General features: G+C 63.1%; 21 protein-coding genes. 12 read left to right on the forward strand and 9 right to left on the reverse strand.

Translation table 11 applies throughout. The annotated features are described in order from the left end of the window. Positions 1-18: 18 nt before the first annotated feature. From EEB12_RS14660 to EEB12_RS14675, 4 genes are all read left to right on the forward strand, one after another. Positions 19-1,266, forward strand: a complete 1,248-nt coding sequence (locus tag EEB12_RS14660) for a hypothetical protein (protein WP_141488003.1) — start codon at positions 19-21, stop codon at positions 1,264-1,266. A 65-nt stretch (positions 1,267-1,331) separates the two neighbouring features. Further along, positions 1,332-2,981: an MFS transporter gene (locus EEB12_RS14665; protein WP_020968059.1), complete on the forward strand. Its 1,650-nt coding sequence runs from the start codon at positions 1,332-1,334 to the stop codon at positions 2,979-2,981. Positions 2,982-2,984: 3 nt separating this feature from the next. Then, a complete protein-coding gene (locus EEB12_RS14670; RefSeq protein ID WP_020968058.1) occupies positions 2,985-3,437 on the forward strand; it encodes a DUF6325 family protein in 453 nt (150 codons plus the stop codon). Beyond that, positions 3,434-3,727 (forward strand): SHOCT domain-containing protein, encoded by a 294-nt coding sequence (locus EEB12_RS14675; protein ID WP_019746316.1) that lies wholly within the window; start codon positions 3,434-3,436, stop codon positions 3,725-3,727. The genes EEB12_RS14670 and EEB12_RS14675 overlap by 4 nt, the downstream gene beginning before the upstream one ends. A 1-nt stretch (position 3,728) precedes the next feature. On the opposite strand, the gene EEB12_RS14680 is transcribed toward EEB12_RS14675, so the two are convergent. The 5 genes from EEB12_RS14680 to EEB12_RS14700 form a co-directional block, all read right to left on the reverse strand. Beyond that, positions 3,729-4,415 carry a SagB family peptide dehydrogenase gene (locus EEB12_RS14680; RefSeq protein ID WP_031332647.1) on the reverse strand — a complete coding sequence of 229 codons (687 nt, stop codon included), beginning with the start codon at positions 4,413-4,415 and terminating at the stop codon, positions 3,729-3,731. 4 nt (positions 4,416-4,419) lie between these two features. Next, entirely contained in the window at positions 4,420-5,400 is a 981-nt protein-coding gene (locus EEB12_RS14685; RefSeq protein ID WP_141488004.1) for an ABC transporter substrate-binding protein, read from the reverse strand. Continuing rightward, on the reverse strand, positions 5,397-6,191 hold the full coding sequence (locus EEB12_RS14690; RefSeq protein ID WP_020968054.1) for an ABC transporter ATP-binding protein: 795 nt from the start codon (positions 6,189-6,191) through the stop codon (positions 5,397-5,399). Before EEB12_RS14690 ends, EEB12_RS14685 begins: the two co-directional genes overlap by 4 nt. Then, entirely contained in the window at positions 6,188-7,255 is a 1,068-nt protein-coding gene (locus EEB12_RS14695; RefSeq protein WP_069146710.1) for a FecCD family ABC transporter permease, read from the reverse strand. Before EEB12_RS14695 ends, EEB12_RS14690 begins: the two co-directional genes overlap by 4 nt. 84 nt (positions 7,256-7,339) lie before the next feature. After that, the gene (locus tag EEB12_RS14700; RefSeq protein WP_141488005.1) at positions 7,340-8,599 is read right to left on the reverse strand and encodes an MFS transporter; all 1,260 of its coding nucleotides are present in this window, start codon (positions 8,597-8,599) and stop codon (positions 7,340-7,342) included. Between the two features lie 92 nt (positions 8,600-8,691). On the opposite strand from EEB12_RS14700, the gene EEB12_RS14705 reads away from it, so the two are divergent. From EEB12_RS14705 to EEB12_RS14725, 5 genes are all read left to right on the forward strand, one after another. Beyond that, the gene (locus tag EEB12_RS14705; protein WP_181447566.1) at positions 8,692-8,880 is read left to right on the forward strand and encodes a streptamidine-related RiPP repeat protein; all 189 of its coding nucleotides are present in this window, start codon (positions 8,692-8,694) and stop codon (positions 8,878-8,880) included. Between the two features lie 94 nt (positions 8,881-8,974). After that, positions 8,975-9,787: a hypothetical protein gene (locus tag EEB12_RS14710; RefSeq protein ID WP_141488007.1), complete on the forward strand. Its 813-nt coding sequence runs from the start codon at positions 8,975-8,977 to the stop codon at positions 9,785-9,787. Positions 9,788-9,798: 11 nt separating this feature from the next. Next, positions 9,799-11,214, forward strand: coding sequence for a CocE/NonD family hydrolase (locus EEB12_RS14715; protein WP_261989822.1), 1,416 nt, complete (start codon positions 9,799-9,801; stop codon positions 11,212-11,214). Further along, entirely contained in the window at positions 11,207-12,547 is a 1,341-nt protein-coding gene (locus tag EEB12_RS14720; protein ID WP_141488009.1) for a YcaO-like family protein, read from the forward strand. The genes EEB12_RS14715 and EEB12_RS14720 overlap by 8 nt, the downstream gene beginning before the upstream one ends. Then, positions 12,544-13,836, forward strand: a complete 1,293-nt coding sequence (locus EEB12_RS14725; RefSeq protein ID WP_141488010.1) for a YcaO-like family protein — start codon at positions 12,544-12,546, stop codon at positions 13,834-13,836. Before EEB12_RS14720 ends, EEB12_RS14725 begins: the two co-directional genes overlap by 4 nt. Here EEB12_RS14725 and EEB12_RS14730 read toward each other — a convergent pair. Further along, entirely contained in the window at positions 13,783-14,754 is a 972-nt protein-coding gene (locus tag EEB12_RS14730) for a sugar nucleotide-binding protein (RefSeq protein ID WP_141488011.1), read from the reverse strand. The two genes, EEB12_RS14725 and EEB12_RS14730, sit on opposite strands and share 54 nt — an antisense overlap. Positions 14,755-14,805: 51 nt before the next feature. Here EEB12_RS14730 and EEB12_RS14735 point away from each other — a divergent pair, with 51 nt between their 5' ends. Next, positions 14,806-15,432, forward strand: a complete 627-nt coding sequence (locus tag EEB12_RS14735; RefSeq protein WP_019746303.1) for a TetR/AcrR family transcriptional regulator — start codon at positions 14,806-14,808, stop codon at positions 15,430-15,432. A gap of 6 nt (positions 15,433-15,438) precedes the next feature. Here the strand turns inward: EEB12_RS14735 and EEB12_RS14740 are convergent, their stop codons facing one another. The 3 genes from EEB12_RS14740 to EEB12_RS14750 form a co-directional block, all read right to left on the reverse strand. Continuing rightward, a complete protein-coding gene (locus tag EEB12_RS14740) occupies positions 15,439-15,879 on the reverse strand; it encodes a PAS domain S-box protein (RefSeq protein ID WP_003943598.1) in 441 nt (146 codons plus the stop codon). Positions 15,880-15,990: 111 nt separating this feature from the next. After that, complete coding sequence (locus EEB12_RS14745) at positions 15,991-16,731, reverse strand: ABC transporter ATP-binding protein (protein WP_141488012.1); 741 nt, start codon at positions 16,729-16,731, stop codon at positions 15,991-15,993. Continuing rightward, complete coding sequence (locus EEB12_RS14750) at positions 16,728-17,774, reverse strand: ABC transporter permease (RefSeq protein ID WP_181447565.1); 1,047 nt, start codon at positions 17,772-17,774, stop codon at positions 16,728-16,730. The genes EEB12_RS14745 and EEB12_RS14750 overlap by 4 nt, the downstream gene beginning before the upstream one ends. Positions 17,775-17,888: 114 nt before the next feature. Here EEB12_RS14750 and EEB12_RS14755 point away from each other — a divergent pair, with 114 nt between their 5' ends. Beyond that, a complete protein-coding gene (locus EEB12_RS14755; RefSeq protein WP_141488014.1) occupies positions 17,889-19,091 on the forward strand; it encodes a sensor histidine kinase in 1,203 nt (400 codons plus the stop codon). Next, on the forward strand, positions 19,088-19,705 hold the full coding sequence (locus EEB12_RS14760) for a response regulator (protein WP_019746299.1): 618 nt from the start codon (positions 19,088-19,090) through the stop codon (positions 19,703-19,705). Before EEB12_RS14755 ends, EEB12_RS14760 begins: the two co-directional genes overlap by 4 nt. The last annotated feature ends 38 nt before the right edge of the window (positions 19,706-19,743 follow it).

Raw genomic sequence — 19,743 nt, forward strand, 5'->3', positions numbered from 1 at the left:
GAAACCAACCTAAACCGAGTGGAGCAGACATTGACAGCGGTGGAGGATCTGACCGAGGTTGCATCCCGGGCCGTCGCCGCCGAGCGTGATGCCCGGTCGGTGCGCTGGCACAACCCGGCAGCCGTCCGCAAGGCCGCCGCGTCCGTCCGTGATTCGCTCGACGACGAACGATCAGCGCTGAGCCGACCGTCGTACAGCGGGTTGTCGCCGTCGCCGCACATGGCTCGCCAACTCGAACTGATCACGACGTTGCAGCCGCCACTGCCCGCCGACGCCGGCATCAGCACCGCCGCGCAGGCCGAGGCCGACGCCGTCGCCGCGGTGACCACCGCGCGGATAGCCTTGCGCGCCGCCCACCTTGCGGTTCTCGAAGCACGCGTCGCCGCGCTCGATGCCGGAGATACCGATACCGTCGCCGCCGCGATCCGCGGTTACGTCCCGCTGAACTCGGGCAACCCCGTCGTCCGGCACGTGCAGGATCTCGGCTCCCGGATCCGTGAGGAAGCACGGCACGTCGTGAGTGGCAAGCCTCGGTCGATCGCTTTTCGACTGGGGCTGAGCCTCGGAATGGGCTTGGCGTACCTGGCATTCATTCGCCTCTTCCAGTGGGACGCCAAGGAAGATCGACTGCCTTACCTTGCGCTGTACGCACTCTCGGGTGTGGTCGGAAGCGTCGTGTGCACCAATGCGCTCAGCTTCGACGCCGGCCGCGTCCGTGCTGCTTTGTCCGGCGGAACCAGGCTCTGGCACGTCCTCGTCGCGAAGAATACGATGATGCTGCTTCTCGTCGGCAGCGCCGGGTTCCTGCTCAGTGCCATCCTCGCGTGGCGCTCCGGAAGCAGTGCTGATCTGGTGAAGGCGTGCGGTCAGGTACTGACCATGATCCTGCTGTGGCTCGGTGTCGCCAACGTGATGTCCGTGGCCTTGCCGCTGCGGGCCGAACCGATGACGGCGAGGCGCCACGACGGCACATGGAAGCAGTTCCTGCTGTCCTTCGTCATCTCGTACGGTGTCGGACTGATCGTCAATCTGATGCTCTACTGGCGAGTCTGGGCCAAGACGACGATGCTCGAACAAATGGGTGGGCCGTGGATTCCGGTCCTGTTGCTCCTCGCGAGCGCGGCCGCGACGTGGCTGTTGCTGACCGTCCTGGCCGTACTCCTGGCCGAGCAACCACGCTTCCGGCGCGCCTTGCAACGGGAGATGGTGGTCTACCGCGAAGAAACCAACCACTTGCAGGCGACCATTCAGCACAATTCCGGCTAATGTAACCGTGCGTGGCTGATCCGGGCACGCCGCGAGTACACGCAGTGTCGAGGAAGGCGTGACCCATGATGTCCGTAAAGCCTGGCGCAGCCGATACGTCGGCCGCCGTAACCACCGCCTCCTGGCTACCACTGATCGTGGTGGTCCTCACGCAGATTCAGGCGTCGTTCGCCGTCAATGCGCTTACCGTCTCGATGGCCGGAATCACCACCGATCTCGACACTCCTGCAACAAGTGTCGGCACCGCGATCACCGCAGGCACCTTTGCCATGGCTGCCTTCATTCTGCTGGGCGCCAAGATCGGCGCCCGCTACGGGACGCGTTTGGTCTTCCAGATTGCCGTCGCGATTCACGGTCTCGCGATGGCTGCGGTCGCTCTGAGCCAGAGCCCGGCAATGCTGTTCGTGGCGCAAGCCGCGTCCGGCGCCGTGATCGCTCTCATCGCCCCCGCGTTGACGGTTTTCATCGCCACGAACTTCAATGGCGATCAGCAGGCAAAGGCCATCGGTTACCTGGCAGCAGCAATCCCCGCAGCCGGTGTGCTGGCACTACTCATCGCCGGTTCCTTCGCGACGACCATCGGGTGGCGTTACTCCTTCGCCCTCGTCGTGGCGCTCGCCGTGGTCAACCTGGTCCTGAGTTTCCGTGTCAAACCTGTTCCCCCGCAGAAGGACATCACCATCGATTGGGCCGGCGCCGCACTGGCTGCCGTTGCCGTCATCCTGCTCAGCTTCGGTTTCAGCGGCCTGAACTCGTGGGGCGTCATCCTGGCCACCGACGCTGCGCCGTTCTCGGTCATCGGTGTTTCACCCGCGGCCATCCTGATAGTCCTCGGCACCATCTGCGCGCAGGGATTCTTCCAGTGGACGCGAAGCCGCAAGGCGCAGAACAAGCCTCAGCTCTTCAACCTCGACGTCCTCAAGACCGGCGCCGAGCGCGCCACCACGATCTGCATGGCGACGATGATGTTCGTGGGAACCGCGGCCAACTTCCTCATTCCGCTGTACATGCAGATCATCCAGGGCCGCAGCAGCTTGCAGACGTCGTTCTCGATCATCCCGTACACACTCTCGATCTTCATCGCGAGCACCGTCGTCGCGCGCCTGTACAAGACGTACTCCCCGCGTCTGATCGCACGAGCCGGGTTCGTCGTTGTTGCCGCTGGACTCATACTGTTGGCCTTCACCATTCGTGGTGACTGGCATCAGATCTTCGTTGTCATCGGCCTTATCACCCTCGGCCTCGGGCAGGGCGCCATCGTTGCGCTGGTGTTCAACACCCTCCTCACCGCAGCTCCCAAGGAACTGGCCGGTGACGTCGGCGCCTGGCGAGGACTGGTACACAACATGTCCGGCAGCGTCGGCATCGCGGTGGCCAGCGTGTTCGCCGTCGGAATCCTGGGTAGCCTCGTCAGCTCGCAGCTGATCGACAACCCCACCATCCCGGCATCGCTCAAGGTCGAGTCAGGGATCAATCTCGACCAGGTCAACTTCGTCCCCAACGATCAACTCGTCGTGACGCTCGAAAACACCTCCGCGACACAGGCACAGATCGACGAAGCCATCCGGATCAACACCGAAGCGCGCCTGCGCGCACTGCGAACCTCGCTGCTCGTACTCGCCGGGCTCTCTCTGCTCGCCATCATTCCGGCCGGGCGCATGCCCAACGAAGTACCTGCTCTGGACGAACCGCAACCCACGAAGGGCAAGAAGTAACCGATGTCCAACCAAGACCAATTCGGTCCGATCGAATACGTTGCCGTCGAGTTTCCCAGCGGTGCACCGACCTCCGCGGGATTCGAGAAGCTGCTCACTCTCGTCGACTCCGGAGTGATCCGCATCCTCGACCTCGAGTTCGTCACCAAAGCCGCCGACGGAACGGTATCCGTCGTACCCGCGTCCACCTTCGAACTCGCAGATTTCGATCTGGCGCAGTTCGACGGCGCTGCCTCCGGACTGCTCGACGCCGGCGACATCGCTGCCGTTGGTGAAGAGTTGGCTGCCGGAAGCGTTGCCGCCGTACTCGTCTACGAGGAACTGGCAATACTGCCGGTCATCGAGGCCTGGACCCGCAGCGGCGCAAAGGTTGTCACCGAAGGTCACCTGAGCGTGGACGAACTGGCTGCTGCACTGGACAACACCGCACCGGATACCACGGAGAAGGACGCATGAGTTTCTTGAGGCGAGCCGGCCGGGTAGCCGTCGCAAGCTCCATTCACGGCAATGTTCAGCGCCGTCAGCGGACCCGTTGGGCCGCCGAAGATCAGGCCCGCGCAGCGCAGGTCCAGCCGGTGCCGCCGATTCCCGATCTACCGCCCCTCCCGCCGCAGGCAGCTCCGGCAGAATCGGAAATGTCGATGGACGCTAAGCTCGAACAGCTCACCAAGCTGGGCGAACTCAAGAATGCCGGCGTATTGACGGAGGCCGAGTTCGAGACCCAGAAGGCCCGCATCCTCGGCTGAACTAGCTGGGCCGCCCGAGTGCAAAAGCCATTACGGGAAGCTGCGTCGTCGCGAGATTCAACAGAGACGCCACTCGCGCATCCGTGAATCCTGCGATGGCGCAGCCCACAAGTCCCATCGCCTCGGTCACAAGGTACAGATTCTGAACCAGCACACCGGCATCCACGTGCATCGTGCGGTAGTGCCGCATCGCGTACTTCTCGAGCGGCGCTTCCACGTTCGCGACGACAAACAGAAGAACCGGGAACACGTCGACGAACTCGGGCTGGAGAAGGCTCGCTCGAAGGTTTCCTTGTACGTCACCCGGCCGGACGGCCTCAGCACGGCCTTCCTGGATGTACCGGTACACCCCGGCTCCAAGCGAGTGTCCGGGTTGGCGGACAACAAACGACAGCGTCAGTTCGCGCATCCCACCGGCCGTCGGGCTGCTGACCAGACTGTGGTGCAGCACATTTGAAAGTTCATCGATTCCCAAAGCATCTTGCGCTGGGTTGTAGTGGCTCCGTCGTGCCTGCAAGATATCCGGAAAGTCCCGGGCCGGCAGTGGCGTCGGCGCCGGTAATTCAACGAACTCAGACGTCACCGGGGGCAGTGCGCCCTCGTCGAACGGTAGCTCCGACGGAGCCACCGTCCGGTCAAGCGCAGCATGCAGCGATACGACGGCCTCGACCCGCTCGAGGGCGGTCAAGACCTCACGAACCCGGGTGCAGCAGGCGAGATACCTCGGCAGCTCCGTCGATCGACACCAATTCACCGGCGAACCACGCCTCCGGAACGGCAAAGATCGCATTCGACGTCGCGGCAGGCGTCCCGGCAAATGCCGTGCGGGCAGCCTCGAGTGTGGATTCCCGAGCCGACTCGGTGGAGTAAACGACAAGAATTGCCTGCGGCGACTTCGCGAGTATTGATTCGGTGGCTACCTGGCCGAAGTACTTCCCATCCGGAAGGTCGCTCTCGTAGAGGTTCTTTCCCCCGGCCGCCTCGAGCACGCTGCTGTAGAGGCCCCTCGCCAGAGCGTAGGACTGCCCCTCCGAAACCTGAACCATCACAGTGGGAACCGGCTCCTTCCCGGCCACGGATGCCTCGGTTTCTGCGAGCGACTTCTTGCCATCTGCCAGGAGAGTTGCTGCTTCGTCACTTGTTCCGGTCAGGGCACCGAGACCGTCGATGTCGGACCAGACGTCGTCGATCCGCCCCTCGGTGACCGCCTTGTGGCAGTAGCCGCTGTTCACGAAGATCGGGATGCCGAGGTCACGCAATTCGTCCATGCTCTGCAGTCGGTCACCGTCGAACCAGTATTCCCCGTCGGAGACGATCAGATCCGGACGGGCGTCGAGCAATGCTTCTTTCGCGGGAACTCCGGTGCTCAGTACCGGCACGGCCGCGAACTGATCCGCGAGTTCGGGGCTGGGAGGAGAGAGATCGGTATTCGATTGTCCGACAATGCGGTCGGCGGCACCGAGTTGAATCAGAAGCTCTGTCATCGACGGATACAGCGAGACAATCCGCTCCGCCGTCTTGGGCAACGTGACCTCGCGGTCACAATTGGTGACGGAAATCTTCTCGGACGACGACGTCGCCGAATCCGCCGTGGAGTTTCCGCATGCGGTCAGTACTGCAGTGGCGGTAACGGCCGAGCACAACAGCGCGGCAGTACGTATCGAGGATTTCAAGACACTGCTTCTTTCGTGTGTAGTAGCGGAGGGGCGAACGAGAGCAAGGGACGCCCGGTCAAGGGGTGAGTGCCGAGATGCACCTGAACCCCGAATACTTCGGACAGCAGGTCCTCGGTGAGGACCTCGGCCGTTGGTCCTGTCGCGACAACTACCCCGCCGGAGAGCAGACAGACGTAGTCGCAATACGCTGCGGCCAAGGCGAGTTCATGGATCGCGACAATCGTCGTAGTACCGAGTTCGGCGACCAATTCCATCAGTTCGAGTTGAGCTCGGATGTCGAGGTGGTTGGTGGGCTCGTCCAAGACCAGCACCGACGGTTGTTGAGCGATCGCCCGGGCCAACATCACACGCTGCTTTTCTCCGCCGGACAGTTCGGCGAAGAGTCGTGATCCGAAGCCGTGCATACCGGTTCGTGCCAGTGCGGCACTGACGATGTCCCGGTCGATTTCACCGAGTCGAGAGAATGCGCTGTGATGCGGCGTCCGGCCCGTCGCCACCACCTCGCGGACGCTGAACGAGAAGTCGGATGAATGCTCCTGCCCCACAACACCGATGATGCGTGCTGCGGATCGGGGCGAGAGATCGTCCCACACGTTCACTTCGTCGACCTTCACGATTCCGCTTCGCGGCTTCATCGAGCGGTACAACGCGCGCAGGAGGGAGGACTTTCCACTGCCGTTCGGCCCGACGAGTCCGACCACGCTCCCCTCGGGCGCTTCGAGATCTACGCCGGAAACCACCAGACGCCCACCTCGAACGACGTGAATCCCGCTGGCCGACAATCTCATGACTGCGCACCTCCGTCGCGTCGAAGTAACCAGAGGAAGAACGGAGCACCCAATCCGGCGGTGATGATTCCGAGCGGTAATTCGTTGGGCGCATCCAACATCCGAGACGCAAGATCGACGATCACCAGGAAGGTTGCACCGACCAGCGCGGTTGCCGGCAGCAGCTTGCGGTGGTCGGATCCGACGAGGAGTCTTACGGCGTGCGGCACGAGTAGCCCCACGAAACCGATTCCGCCGGCAACGGATACAACAACCGCGGTCAGCAACGACGCGATCACCAGTAGTAGCAACCTGGTACGGCGCACGTCGACGCCCACCGATTGCGCGCTCTCGTCTCCCATCGCCAGCGCGTTGAGTTGGCGAGACTGCGTCAACAGCACTGCCGCACAGACGGTGATCACCGCGGCGGGCACACCGAGATCCGACCAACCTGCCCCGCTCACCGAACCGAGTAACCAGAAGAGCACTCCCGAAAGCTGACTCGGATCGGCGCGCAACTGCACGAAACTCGTTGCAGCCGAGAGCAGATAGCCGATGGCAACTCCGGCCAAGACCATGCGCAGCGGGACAAGCATTCCCTCGCGCCGACCCAGTACGAGAACCGCGATCAGGGAAACCATGGCCCCCAGGAAGGCTGCCACCGGAACACCGATCGACAGGCCGGTTCCGATGCCCGTCGTCATGATCAGCACTGCGCCGAAGGACGCTCCCGACCCGACACCCAAGATGTACGGATCGGCAATCGGATTGCGCACCAACGCTTGCAGTACCGCGCCGGCCAGTGATAACCCGGCACCTGCCAGTGCCGCGATCAGAATGCGCGGGACCCGCAGTCCCCACACGATCCGGTCGAGCAGCGGGTCGACCGGCGGCCCACCGACGTGCGCGTACAACACCGCAAATACGTCGGCGAAGGACAGCGACGCAGCGCCCGACCACACCGCGACGGTAGAGACGGTGGCAAGGACCACGGCCGTGGCCAACAGAAACGGGACGTATCCGCGGTCGCCGACGGGATGCGCACGCGACGGGGCATCAGGTACTGCTTCGCTGGTCAGCGTCATCGCACTCCTGAATAGGTGGGGTTCACAGGGATGAACAGGTGGATCTAACCATAACGACAGTCGTTTTCATTAATAGTGACATGCTCATCTGTGCGGACAAGGATCGGTCCGCAGGGCGCTCACCCACGCGAAGAGTGCCCCGACCAGCGCAAAGCTGCACGCAACGAGGTAGGCGGTGCCGATATCCCAACGTCCTGCAATTGCCCCGGCAATCAAGGCACCCACCGGCGAACCACCCCAGGCGACCATCCTCGCCGTGGTGTTCACGCGCCCCTGTAGACGATCCGGAGTCAGACGCTGACGTGCACCGATGCCGTTGAGGATGGTGACAGTCGCACAGCCGGAGTAGACGGTCAGAGCGGTGATCGCTGCGGCGGTGTTGCTGGTTGTCGCAACGACGAGCAGCACCACCGGGGCGATGGTCAACGCACCGACAGTGATCGCGCCGACCGGCCATTGCGCCGGTAGGCGTGGGAGCAAGACTGCGCCGACCACGCCACCCACGGAGACTGCTGTCCACACGGCCCCGATCATCGGACTCGACGTCGAAATCCCCAGCCTCTCGGTCGCGTACACCACCAGGAGCGCCGTGACAGCACCCTGCGTCAGCGAATTGACGAAGCCGACGCCGGTCAAGGCTCGCAGGAGCGGAGACTGCCAGAGGAAGCTGAGGCCTTCGCGTATGTCACGCGCAATTCCGGGTTCCGACTTCTTCGGCACCGCAGGAGTACTCGAGAACGAGGCTCCGATCGACGCCATGGCCAGCCCGGCCAATACGTAGGCCAGTGCATCAGCACCCAATGCGTAGGCCGGGCCGATCGACGCCACGAGCACTCCGGCAATAGCCGGGAAGGCAACATCGACGAGCGTGCTGGAAGTCCACAACGCACTGTTGGCGGCCGGTATTCTCTGCCGACCGACCAGGGCAGGCAAGGCTCCGAAAGCTGCGGCATCGAACCACACGAAACACGTTCCGATGCACATCGATACGCCGACCGCGTGCCATGCCGTCAACACACCGAGCGCCTGCGCCGCCGGAATGCTCGCCAAGGCAAGAGCAGCAACGGCCTGCGCACACAGGATGACTGTCCGCCGGTTGACTCGGTCTGCCACGGCGCCCGCGAACAAGCCGAACACGAGGTACGGCAGAACCGTCCCCGCAGCCGCGAGCGAGGTGAGAAACGGAGACCGACTGATGTCGAACACCAGAATCGGCATTGCCACTCCGGTGACGGCCGCACCGGCCACGGCAATCGTGCGAGCCGTGAAGAACAATCGAAACGATCTGTCCCGAAACACATGTGGTTGCGCTTCGGCGGATCCCGTCGTCGAGGTCTCGCTCATGTATGCACTCTCTTGTACCTGTTGCTCTCCGTGGCGATCTTTCGTACGGTGGCATCGTAATGGAAATGGTTTCCATTACGGAAGGGATGACAATGAGCAACATTTCGTTCGACAGCGTCTCCAACTCGGCTCAGGCCAATGCACTCCAGGGCGTCGGCACCAACGCCCTCGTCGACAACCCGTTCACCTTCGAGCCGGTTGCCGAGGCGACGTCCGCACACGCTCTGCAGGGTGTGGGCACCAACGCCCTCGTCGACAACCCGTTCAGCTTCCAGAGCTGAAACCTTCCCTGATCCAGACCGTTTCGACGGTCTGATCTGCCGATGACCCCGCCCGCATCCGACTCGTCGGGTGCGGGCACCGACAAGGAGATCCGTGTACGCCCTCGCCGACGGACACCACCTGTATCCGACACCGGACGGTGTTTGGCATTACCTGACACCGGACGAGAACGCAGTCACGATCGGTGCGCCGGCCGAAGATCTCGCAGAACTCGACAACTTTCTCCGGCGGCCTGGTTCGGTGCTCGGCGCGGGAGCGATCGAGATCGCCGACGCTCTCGTCACTCGCGGCGTACTGGTTGTTCCAAGTCAAGTGCCAGAGATTCCGCGCCCACAGCGTGTGCTGATGGACGGGGTCGGGCCCGTTGCCGATGCCTGCATCGCTCTGCTCTCCAAGGCTCTTCCGGATCTCGAAGTCGTATCCACGACTGCGCCAATCGAAGACGACGTTGCGTCTTCGGACCTCGTACTGTCGGTTGCCGACGCTCCTCCTCATGACGCGTGGTCGGAACTCGATACCTGGTGCCGCCACAGCCGAACTCCGTGGCAACGCGTCCACACGGAGCTGGGTGAGATCTGCATCGGTCCCTTCTTCGACGGCATCGACAGCGCGAGCTACCGGGACGTCTGCGGTCGACGGCTAGCCGCGTCACGTGTACCGGATCACCTGCTGGCTCTGTGGAACCACCTCGCCGACAGCGAACGTCGTCCGCTTGGACTTTCACCCACCGCAGCCGCAATGGTCAGTGCACTTGCATGTTCGGACGTCGTGGCTGGTGCCCATGGCGCACCGCAATCACACCTTCACCACCAGATCCGGATGAATCCACGAACCCTCATGATGACTCGCCATCCCGTGCTACCACTGCCAGGCGGCGTTCTCGAACCTTCGCCGACGCTCCGGTGATCTCACTCGGAGTGAAGATCCCAGCGGCAGACGGCTCTTCGCTGGCTACGGATGTGCTTCTCCCACCAGATTCTTCACCTCGGGGACTGATCGTGATCCGCACCCCGTACGGACGCGGGTGGCATCTGGCCGAGGGGCTCGAATGGCGATCGCGAGGAATTGCATTCATCTGTCAGGACGTACGTGGACGGCACGATTCCACCGGATCTTGGGAACCCTACGTCCACGAGCGCGAGGACGCCGCCGCCCTTGCCGAGTGGCTGCAGGATCAGCCGTGGACACCGGAGTGCGTCATCGCAAGCGGGGCTTCGTATGCGGCCGGAACTGCGTGGGCGTTTACTGCCGAGACCAACGGCGCCGATCGGGCATTTCGTGCTCGCGGCGTCGTCTCCAAAGTGCCGACCATCGGAAGCGACCGCGTCAAACGTGATCCCTCGGGGATACTTCTCCTCGCCGAGCATCTGGCGTGGTGGGGCGAGCACGGAGATTCGTCTTCCTCTCGTGAGGGTTTCATCCCTGCCCTGATGCGCTCGGATTCATCTTTGCTGGAACATCTCCCGGTGCAGTCGATGATCGAGGAGGTTGGTCTGACCTCCGATTCACCGGGCTGGTTGACGCCGATCCGTCGCGCTCGTGAGCGCGAAGACTTCGGTGGCGATGATCTGGTGTCCGCGGACGAACTCTCCGAACTCGACGTCGCCGGGCTGCACATCGGCGGTTGGGACGATGCGATGATTCGGGAGACACTGCGACACTTCACGTCCCTGGGGCGCGGGCCGCAGAGTTTGATCGTGGGCCCCTGGGCGCACGACCTCCGCCCTGGAATGGTCGGCGAGACGAGTTTCGGCCGCCTTCAGGTCGAGTGGATGGAATCGATATTCTCGGCGCGGCCCGTGACCATCAATCGGGTATTCGACCGGGGTGCCGGCGATTGGTCGAGCGAACCGTATGTCACGGGTGCGAATCGCGTTCGTCTCGAACCAGACCCGAGGACGGCGCCTTTCAACTTCACGCACCACGCAGACGAGGGCCGAAACGACTGTGTTGTCTGGACTTTCGAAATGGAGGTCGAGTGTGTGCTGTCGGGAATGCCTTCGGTGGAGTTGACAGTGCATTCGCCCGAGGGCGAAGCTGACTGGATCGTCGAGCTGAGCGTCGTCGATAGCGCCGGAGTCACCAGGTCGATCGCTCGTGGGGCCGGCGTCAGCCTTTGCTCCGGCACGTTGACCATAGATCTCGATCCCGTGTTGCACACTGTGCGCGCGGGTGATGTCTTGACGCTGCGGATCGCCGGCTCGGACTTCCCACGACTCGCACGCAATCTCGGAGACGGTGATCGCTATCGAGGAACACGCAGTACCGCACTGCACCAATCATTTTCCGGGTCGTTGACCCTGCCGATACTCGGAGGAACTGCCGGTGGATGACTTGCTGGTCGACGCCCGAAGCGGCGTGCTGACCTCACTGGAACCACACATTCGCTCGGACATGCCGACGGGCTGGGTCGGTTGGGCCGCGAGGGTGGCCGACACCAGAAACTTCGGCGGCAGCGGTTCACTGTTTCGCGCGGACCCTTACGGATTCGGGGCTTCGATACGCAACGACGCAGCGGCCCGCGGGGCGGCAACCGGTGAGGCTGTCGAAAGATATTGCGGCAACGTGGTCCCCGAAGATCTGATCCGCAGCAGTGCGTCAGCGCTGGAACTGGCAGGCTCACGGGTCGTCGATCCGGCGAAATTTGCGTTGTACAGCGAGGATCAGTACCGCCTTCCCGGATTCCCCTTTGTTCCCTTCACATCGGCTCTGGAAATCCGCTGGGCGCTGGGTCACACCATGGACGAAAAAGTGCCCACCTATGTGCCAGCCGCCCTGACCTATCTCGGGTACTACACCGGCACCCGTCGCGGCGAACCACCGATCGCGTCGTTGCAGTACGCCGGAATCGCCGCGGGACGCTCACGCGACGAGGCCGAGATGTCAGCTCTGCTGGAACTTCTCGAACGCGATGCCACCGCACTGTGGTGGTGCGGGGACCGGTCACAGCCGGCAATCGAGCTCGCCGATTGGGAGCGGTTACCTGTGCACCGCCAACTCGGGGATCTGGAGAGCGACACTCGGAGCGTTCGAGTGCTTCTGCTTCCCTCCCCCTTCGGCATTCCCGTCGCCGCAGTGTGGATCCGGGATGACCGACGTGGATTGGTCGCGCTGGGCACAGCTTGTCGACCAACGGTGGAGGCGGCAGTCTCGAAGGCGCTTGTCGAGGCGTACGCCGTACTTGCCATCACGATCGACCTCGCCGACCCCGACGGGCCGACCTGGCGCAGCGTGGCGGACGGAACGCTGCCGGCGCACCTGTACAAACCCTTTCGGGCCGACCGTCGTTACCGAGACGAATTCGATGCGCAGTGGAAGGACGTCGTCGATCTGCCGACCGTCGCCCAGCTGTATCTCGACCCCGTGATGGCTGGGGCAGCGGAAGAGCATCTCTTCGACTACACCGAAACACGCTCGGTATCAGAGATTCCCGACGAGGCGCCGCTGAATCTGACTTCTCTGATTGCTCTCCTGACGTCCCGAGGACACCAGCCGCTTTCCGTCGATCTCACCACTCGCGACATCTCGATTGCCGGGTTGCACGTCGTCCGCGTCCTGTCTCCCGGCCTCTACAACAATGCGCCGGCAGCTTTTCCCCTTCTTGGAGGTAGCAGATTGACCAGCGCATCGACCACCCATCTGCATCTGCCGGTCCCTCTCGCATGAGGTCTTTGCTCGTCGACCGCCGAACTGGGATCATTCGAGAGTTGGTCGACGCCGTTGTTCCCCAGCACTTTCCGCCGGAGTTCAAGCTGATTCACTCGTATGTCTGCGATTCGGCACGCTTTTCACCCTGGTCCAGCGACTCGGCGGGTGCCGGATACTGCTTCGATCTAGGTGACCGTGCGCGGCCTACCGCAGCTGCGATAGGCGAAGCGGTGGAACGATATTGCGGGAACATCGTCGCCAAACCGATCGTCCGCGGGTCGGCCGATGCATTGATCCGAGCAAGCATCGACCTGTCACAACTCGCGCGTTTCGACGCCGCCCAGTACGCGCAGCCACAGTTCCCGTTCGTCGAACCAACCGACGATCTCGAGTTGGACTGGACTCTCGGAGTCGACCTGATCACGGGTTCGGATATCTGGGTACCGGCCGAACTCGTCTGGGGTTCGTATCCTCATTTCGTCGCCCGGACGGGTCCGGCGATCTCTCCAGTAGCTCAGGCGGGTCTCGCCGCCGGTCCCACGACGGAATTCGCGATACGGAATGCATTGCGCGAGATAGTCGAGCGCGACGCGATGACGCTTTCCTGGACCGGAAGACGCGGCGTTCGGATCGTCACCGGCATCCCCGAGGTGCTTCGGCGCCTGGGCAATCACGGCAGCCTCTCGACCAGGTGGTTGTCATTCGACAGCGATTTCGGCATCCCGGTGCTCGGCGCCCTCGTCCACGACCGACTCACCGGATACTCGACCATGGGTACCGCCTGCCACGAAGAAGCGCAGACGGCTGCTTTCAAGTCGCTCGGCGAAGCGCTTCAGCTGCAACTGCTTTCCGCCGACTACGACGACCCGGAGAGCGGCATCGGTTTAGCCGCTGCCTCCCCGACCAGCCCGCTTGCGCCGTGGCGAGCCGACCGACACTACGCGGACGTCTACCGATCGGACTTTGCCGACGTCATGGACTACGGATGCCACTTGCAGCTCCACCTGGACCCGGAGATCCAAGCACGATTCGAGAGTGAGCTGGCAGATGCCGTCGTCGGCGAGGTGGACCTCGACTCTCTGACGTCACCCATCGACACCGAAAGCGCACTGACAGGTTCGGGTTTCAGGCCGGCATGGGTCGATCTGACCACAACTGATGTTCTCCGCGCCGGCCTGCGCGTCGTCCGCGTCGTCGTTCCCGGTTGTCTCACCAATGCGGCCGCCGGATTGCCGTTTCTCGGCTCGCCCCGACTAGTCGACGGTCTTGCCGGACGTCCGCCTCGTACCATCCCATTGCCGCACTGACAGTTCCGGAACTGCCAGTTGTAACGACTCTGCGGTCTCCACCGCGTGAAACCAAGTCGGCTTCGAGATTGCACTGTCTCGAATCACCTGCACGGCACGCGCGGCGATGGTTGCCGTCGCGGCCGACTGGCTACGCCCCGAAACCCACAGCGCCGGGCCGGTATCCGTTCGTGCCATCGCAACCCAACGATCCGAGCCCCACAGCTTCTTCGGCACTACCTTCTGGAGGGCTTGCGCCCACGTCATGGCCGCAAGCCCGAGCGTCGCGGTGGACGTGTCCAATCGCAGGTACGTTCTGACCGGAACACCAAGGTCGCGCGTCAACGCATGTTGGTCCGAAAAGTCTGCCCGCACAGCAGGACCGGATCGGTACCCGGTCGCGTCCGCCGGCATCCGAAACGTCTTCATCCCGGTGTAGTTCCGGATCGATCGCCCGTCGGGATCGGGAAACCTCGTTCCCAACATCCCGTACGTCCACGCCGTCGCGGCCGGTCCGTGTAGTTCTCCGCCGCCGAGGCCGATCACGATGTCCACGGGTCCGTCGCCGAGTCGATGCGCTTCGGCGGCAAGGACACTGGTCAATCCCGGTGCCAATCCGACGCCCATCAGAACTGGGCCGTCGACCGCTTCCAGTTCTTCGCAGTAGCTCGAGGTTGCCGTGATGTCGACGAATGCCGCCCCACCGCGTACCGCTTCTTCTGCCAGGCGAACGTCCTCGAAACCCGACGCATTCACCACGACATCGAAGTCTCGAACCACAGCCGCGTACGCGCCTGGTTCTTTAAGATCAACGACGACGTCCGCGCGGGCACGATCGCGCCCGGCGGAGTACGCGGAGATTTCGGGGACCTTCGCGAGTTGTTTCATCAGGGGAATCCCGACGGCACCGTAGCCACCGAGTACAAGAACCTTCGTCATTATTTCGCCTCCCGAGTCGCTAGAGTTCGACTCTAGAGTTAAACTCTAATCATGACTGAGGTTCTTCGGGAAGACACGTCGGCGCGGCGCAAGATCATCGAGGCAGCGCGGGAAGTTTTTGTCGATCCCGGCTACGCGGCCGCCACGATCAAACAGCTTGCCGCGGCGGCGGGCGTGTCGGTGCAGAGTGTCTATTTTGTGTTCGGCAACAAGCCGAGCGTGCTGTCAGCACTGCTCGACGTGGCCGTTGCGGGCGACGAGGAAAAGACGGCAACTCTCGACCGTCCGTGGGTGGCGGCAGCACTAGGCGCCCCACATCCACTCGGGCAACTCCGGATTCAGGTTCACCACGGACGGCTCATTCTGGAGCGCACCGCAGACATCCTGTTGGCACTGCGGGCTGCCGCTTCCGCCGACGAGGACGCCGCCCGCCTGTGGCAAATCAACCGCACTCAGCGACGCACGGTGCAGGAACATCTGATGGTCGGCATAGTCGAAAAAGCGCCAACCGTCGACCTCGAGACAGCCGTGAACGTCGCACTCACGCTGCTCAGTCCCGAGACGTACACAGACCTCGTGGTCGGCGCGGGTTGGACCGGCCAAAAGTACGAAGAATGGGTGGTCAACACCCTTGCCGCCACCCTGGGCCTGGACCGAACCGTCAAATCCCGGAAGTAGCTGGGACTACTTGGTGGGCTTGTCGTCGATGTGCCGTGGGTTGTTCCACAGGCGTTCCGTCAGATCGTGAAGGACGGCGAGGGTGATCGTGTCGTCGTCCCGTCGGAGCAGAGACTGACTGACCGTCGCGCGCACCAACGTGGAGTCGGAGTGCACGAACTCCTTGACCGAGCCCGGCTCGGAACTCAGTTCACGATGAGCCTGCTCGGCACTGACGTCGTCGGCATCCTTGTCGTAGAGAATGTCCTGCAAACGCAAAGCCGAGACGGCCTTCTTGGGATATCCCAGCATGTCAGCGAAGGACGGGTTGGCAAAAACGATGCTGCCGTCGCGGTGAACGGCCATGACCGGCACCGGAAGCCTGTCGAGGAGAATCAGAGCAGGCATCTGCTCCAGATCCGCAATCGGCGATTGTGGCGGCTGCGCAACATTGCGGCGGCGTTCCATAACACGTCCTCTCAAGTTGCCCGAGTCGACAACAGTCTAACTGCCCAGCAAATCGCGGGTTGACTTCCCGCCCGGATGCAGTGACGAATGCCCGAATCGTGCCCGCCTGAGTTACGCCGCGAGCGCCTCCTGGTCCTCCGCCAAGGAACCGTCAACAACACGATAGACAGTATCCATCCGAGACAGGTGACTTCGGTCGTGTGTCACGAGAAGGGTTGCCGCCTCGCGTTCCCGCACCACCCCGATGATCAGATCCATGACAGCGGCACCGCGCTCCTGATCGAGCGCGCTGGTGGGCTCGTCGACCACCAGAAGCTGCGGATCGTTCATCAATGCTCGCGCGAGATTGACGCGCTGTCGCTGCCCACCCGACAGCTGAGACGGTCGTTTTCCGCTCTGATCCGCGAGCCCGACAGCGTCCAGCAAATCCATCGCTTTTGATTTCACGGCCTTGCGACGGGTCCGTGACGTGAAAACGGACTGCCCCAGATGCGCCATCACCTCGAGCTGCTCCAGAGCCGTCAACGACGACACGAGGTTCGACTGTTGGAAGACGATCCCGATCGACGAGCGTCGCAGCTCCGACGCCGCCCGCCGACTCAGCGCCGCGATGTCGGTGCTGCCTTCCGGCGTGCGGAGATAGACGTGCCCGGAATCCGGACGGATCAGGGTCGACGCCACCGCCAACAGGCTGGACTTGCCTGAACCCGAAGGTCCGGTGATCGCGGCGATCTCGCCGCGGTGCAGTCGCAGAGACACGTCGTCCAGCGCCGTCACCCGCGATTGCCCGTCGGGAAATGTCAGATCGACGTTCTGGATGTCGAGAACTGTGGTGCCGGTTGTGACGGTCATCGTGCGCTCCCCAATGCTGTGAGTGGATCGGTGGTCGAGAGGAATCGAAGTGCAAAGGCCGCGCCGAGCAGACCGAGCCCGATCAATGCCACGGCAGGTACGACGGTGGTCGATGCGTCCAGGACAAACGGCATGGCGTCTCCGATCAACGAGCCGGCCACGGCCGTCAGCCCGATTCCGGCGGTGACGCCGGCAATCAGGACGATGAGCGCCTGGCCCAGTGCGTCGCGCACGAGAGAACCGGTGGTCGCGCCGAGCGCTTTCAACGTCGCGATGTCCGGGGTTCGCTGGATCGTCCACACCGTGAAGAACGCACCGATCACCAGGGCCGAGATCGCGAACAACATGAGCGTCATCAGCGTCAACGACCCGTTTTCCGACTTGTACGAACCGATCGCGTCGAGCGAACCGCTGACCGTCGTCGACGTCGTCGCGGCTGACTTGTCCGTTGCGGAAGCGTCGGAGGCTCCGGTGACAGCCAGTACTGTCGCAACTCCGCCGCGTGGATTGGCCGCCTGCCAGTCACCGAGCGTCATCCAGACGACGGGCGAATGGCTGTACCAGTCGTCACCGCGAACGTCGCTGACGGTGAACTGCTGCGTACCGACGCTCACCTGATCGCCGGCGCCCGCCCCCAGATCGCGGGCGGCACCTTCGCTCAACACCACCGTGCCTGACGCCGACGGCGTCACGTCACCGAAACCGCCGTCAGCACCGAACAGGGCCACCGACTTCTGATTTCCGTCGGCCAATCCTGCCTTCCCGCGGCCGATTCCGATGGGATCGACATCCTTCGCGGCCCCGGCCCAGGCGTTGACCTGGTCCTGTGTGAGCGCCGACTCGTCGAACGACGCCCCAGCTCCGGTGTCTGCAAACACCACCGTGTCGGCATTCATGGCCTCGATGGCCGACACGTTCTGATGGCGAAGTCCTGCAGTCAACCCGCTGAGAAAACTGACCAGAAGTGCAACCAACAGAACCACGACGGAGATCAGCGCGAAACGACCTCGCGCTGCCCGTAAGTCCCTCATTGCGACAAACACTGTGAATTCCTTTCCTGTGCTTGCCTCTACGCTCTCGCGGATGCAGACTCTTTCCATCGCACCTCGGATCGACATTCCAGCGCTCGAAAGAACCATCCCGGTTTACAACTTTTGATGGATGAACCAGGCCCGAACCTCGCTAAGCTGGGCGAGATGCACCGATCTCCGCTCACGCCTGTCTTCGCCGGCCTACAACTGGGCCTGCATGTCCTTGTCATGGCGCTGGCCGGTGTGGTGTTTCTTCGAGCGCTGATCGACGAATCCGACCTGACCGCAACAATCATCGCGTTGGCCGTGATCTTTGTTGCCGTCTATCTTTTCGGGGTTGCCAAAAGGCTGCGCGGCAACGCTGCCCGCTGGTGGCTGGCCGTGCTGACCCTCGTCTGGATCGCGACGATGGCGGTATCCGCCGACGCCGCCTACCTCGCGTTCGGACTCTTCTTCCTCTATCTCCATATTCTGCGGCGCCCGTGGAGCCTGCTGGCCGTCACCGCGGCAACGGCTGTCGCCGTGATCGGCACCGGATTGCATCGCGGGTGGACGGTGGCCGGCGCCGTCGGCCCGATCATCGGCGCCGCCGTAGCCGTTGCTATCGGTCTCGGATATCAAGCGCTGTACCGCGAGGCAGCCGAGCGCGGACGTCTCATCGACGAATTGATGAACACCCGTGAAGAATTGGCGTCGACGTCTCGCGATGCCGGAAAATTCGCCGAACGTGAAAGGCTGGCAGCCGAGATCCACGACACCGTGGCCCAAGGACTTTCGAGCATCCAGATGCTCCTTCACGCTGCCGAACGCGCCGATCCGGAGAGCCCGGCCATCCGGCAGATCAGCCTCGCACGGGAAACTGCAGCGGACAGTCTTGCCGAAACCCGCCAACTCATCGCCGAATTGACACCGGCGGCCCTGGACGGTCAGTCGCTCGCCGATGCGCTTCGTCGAATCTGTGAACGCGCGAGCAGTCCTGAACTGGAAGCACGATCCGTGGTCGAAGGTGAGGCACTACGGCTGCCGATGCCCCTCGAAGCAACACTGGTGCGCATCGCCCAGGGCGCGGTATCCAATGTTCTCCGCCACGCGGATGCAACCAGAATGGCTGTGACACTGACGTATTCCGACAACACCGTCAGCCTCGACGTGGTCGACAACGGCCGCGGCTTCGACGTGGAAGTTCTCGAACGTGGACCGGCGGAATCGTTTGGCCTCAACGCAATTCGACGACGCGTCGAACTGCAGGGCGGAACGTTCTCCATCGAGTCGGAGCCGGGACACACGGCCGTCGCGGTGACGTTTCCCCTCGATGTCGGTGAACAGTGATCCGCCTGCTGCTCGCCGACGATCACGCGATCGTGCGCGCCGGGCTGCGAGCGCTGCTCGAAAGCGAATCCGACATCGAGGTGGTCGGCGAAGCAGGGACCGCCGAGGAAGCCATAGCCTTCTGCGCCACCACGCCGGTCGACCTCGTGCTCATGGACCTGCGGTTCGGGCCAGGCAAGACGGGGGTCGACGCCACCCGCGCGGTATGCGCGCTGCCGAATCCGCCGCACGTACTCGTTGTGACCAACTACGACACGGACGCGGATATCTTGAGCGCCGTCGAAGCCGGAGCCAGCGGCTATCTACTCAAGGACACACCCCCGGTCGAGTTGCTGTCGGCCGTCCGCGCCGCTGCGAGCGGGGACAGCGTTCTCTCACCTGCCATCGCGTCGAAGCTCATGACTCGCGTCCGTAAGCCCGAAACCAGCCTCAGCCCAAGGGAAATCGAGGTGCTGAAGCTGGTGGCGGCGGGTCGATCCAACCGCGAGATCGGTAAAGAACTGTTCCTGAGCGAGACCACGGTCAAATCGCATCTGGTCCACATCTTCGGCAAGTTGGGCGTGAAGTCGCGGACGTCGGCGGTAGCTCGAGCGCGGGAGCTGGGTTCGATCTGACGTTTGTCCGAATTGTCGAAAGTAGCTGGACAGCAGTA

The sequence above is a fragment of the Rhodococcus sp. WS1 genome, assembly GCF_003797745.1.
GTDB classification, from domain to species: domain Bacteria; phylum Actinomycetota; class Actinomycetes; order Mycobacteriales; family Mycobacteriaceae; genus Rhodococcus_F; species Rhodococcus_F erythropolis.

Coding starts and splice junctions, on each gene's coding strand:
- EEB12_RS14730 (WP_141488011.1), bottom strand. CDS start 14,754: ATGACGAAGGTTCTTGTACTCGGTGGCTACGGTGCCGTCGGGATTCCC.
- EEB12_RS14745 (WP_141488012.1), bottom strand. CDS start 16,731: ATGACCGTCACAACCGGCACCACAGTTCTCGACATCCAGAACGTCGAT.
- EEB12_RS14695 (WP_069146710.1), bottom strand. CDS start 7,255: ATGACGCTGACCAGCGAAGCAGTACCTGATGCCCCGTCGCGTGCGCAT.
- EEB12_RS14755 (WP_141488014.1), top strand. CDS start 17,889: ATGGATGAACCAGGCCCGAACCTCGCTAAGCTGGGCGAGATGCACCGA.
- EEB12_RS14700 (WP_141488005.1), bottom strand. CDS start 8,599: ATGAGCGAGACCTCGACGACGGGATCCGCCGAAGCGCAACCACATGTG.
- EEB12_RS14735 (WP_019746303.1), top strand. CDS start 14,806: ATGACTGAGGTTCTTCGGGAAGACACGTCGGCGCGGCGCAAGATCATC.
- EEB12_RS14690 (WP_020968054.1), bottom strand. CDS start 6,191: ATGAGATTGTCGGCCAGCGGGATTCACGTCGTTCGAGGTGGGCGTCTG.
- EEB12_RS14705 (WP_181447566.1), top strand. CDS start 8,692: ATGAGCAACATTTCGTTCGACAGCGTCTCCAACTCGGCTCAGGCCAAT.
- EEB12_RS14725 (WP_141488010.1), top strand. CDS start 12,544: ATGAGGTCTTTGCTCGTCGACCGCCGAACTGGGATCATTCGAGAGTTG.
- EEB12_RS14670 (WP_020968058.1), top strand. CDS start 2,985: ATGTCCAACCAAGACCAATTCGGTCCGATCGAATACGTTGCCGTCGAG.
- EEB12_RS14740 (WP_003943598.1), bottom strand. CDS start 15,879: ATGGAACGCCGCCGCAATGTTGCGCAGCCGCCACAATCGCCGATTGCG.
- EEB12_RS14675 (WP_019746316.1), top strand. CDS start 3,434: ATGAGTTTCTTGAGGCGAGCCGGCCGGGTAGCCGTCGCAAGCTCCATT.
- EEB12_RS14665 (WP_020968059.1), top strand. CDS start 1,332: ATGATGTCCGTAAAGCCTGGCGCAGCCGATACGTCGGCCGCCGTAACC.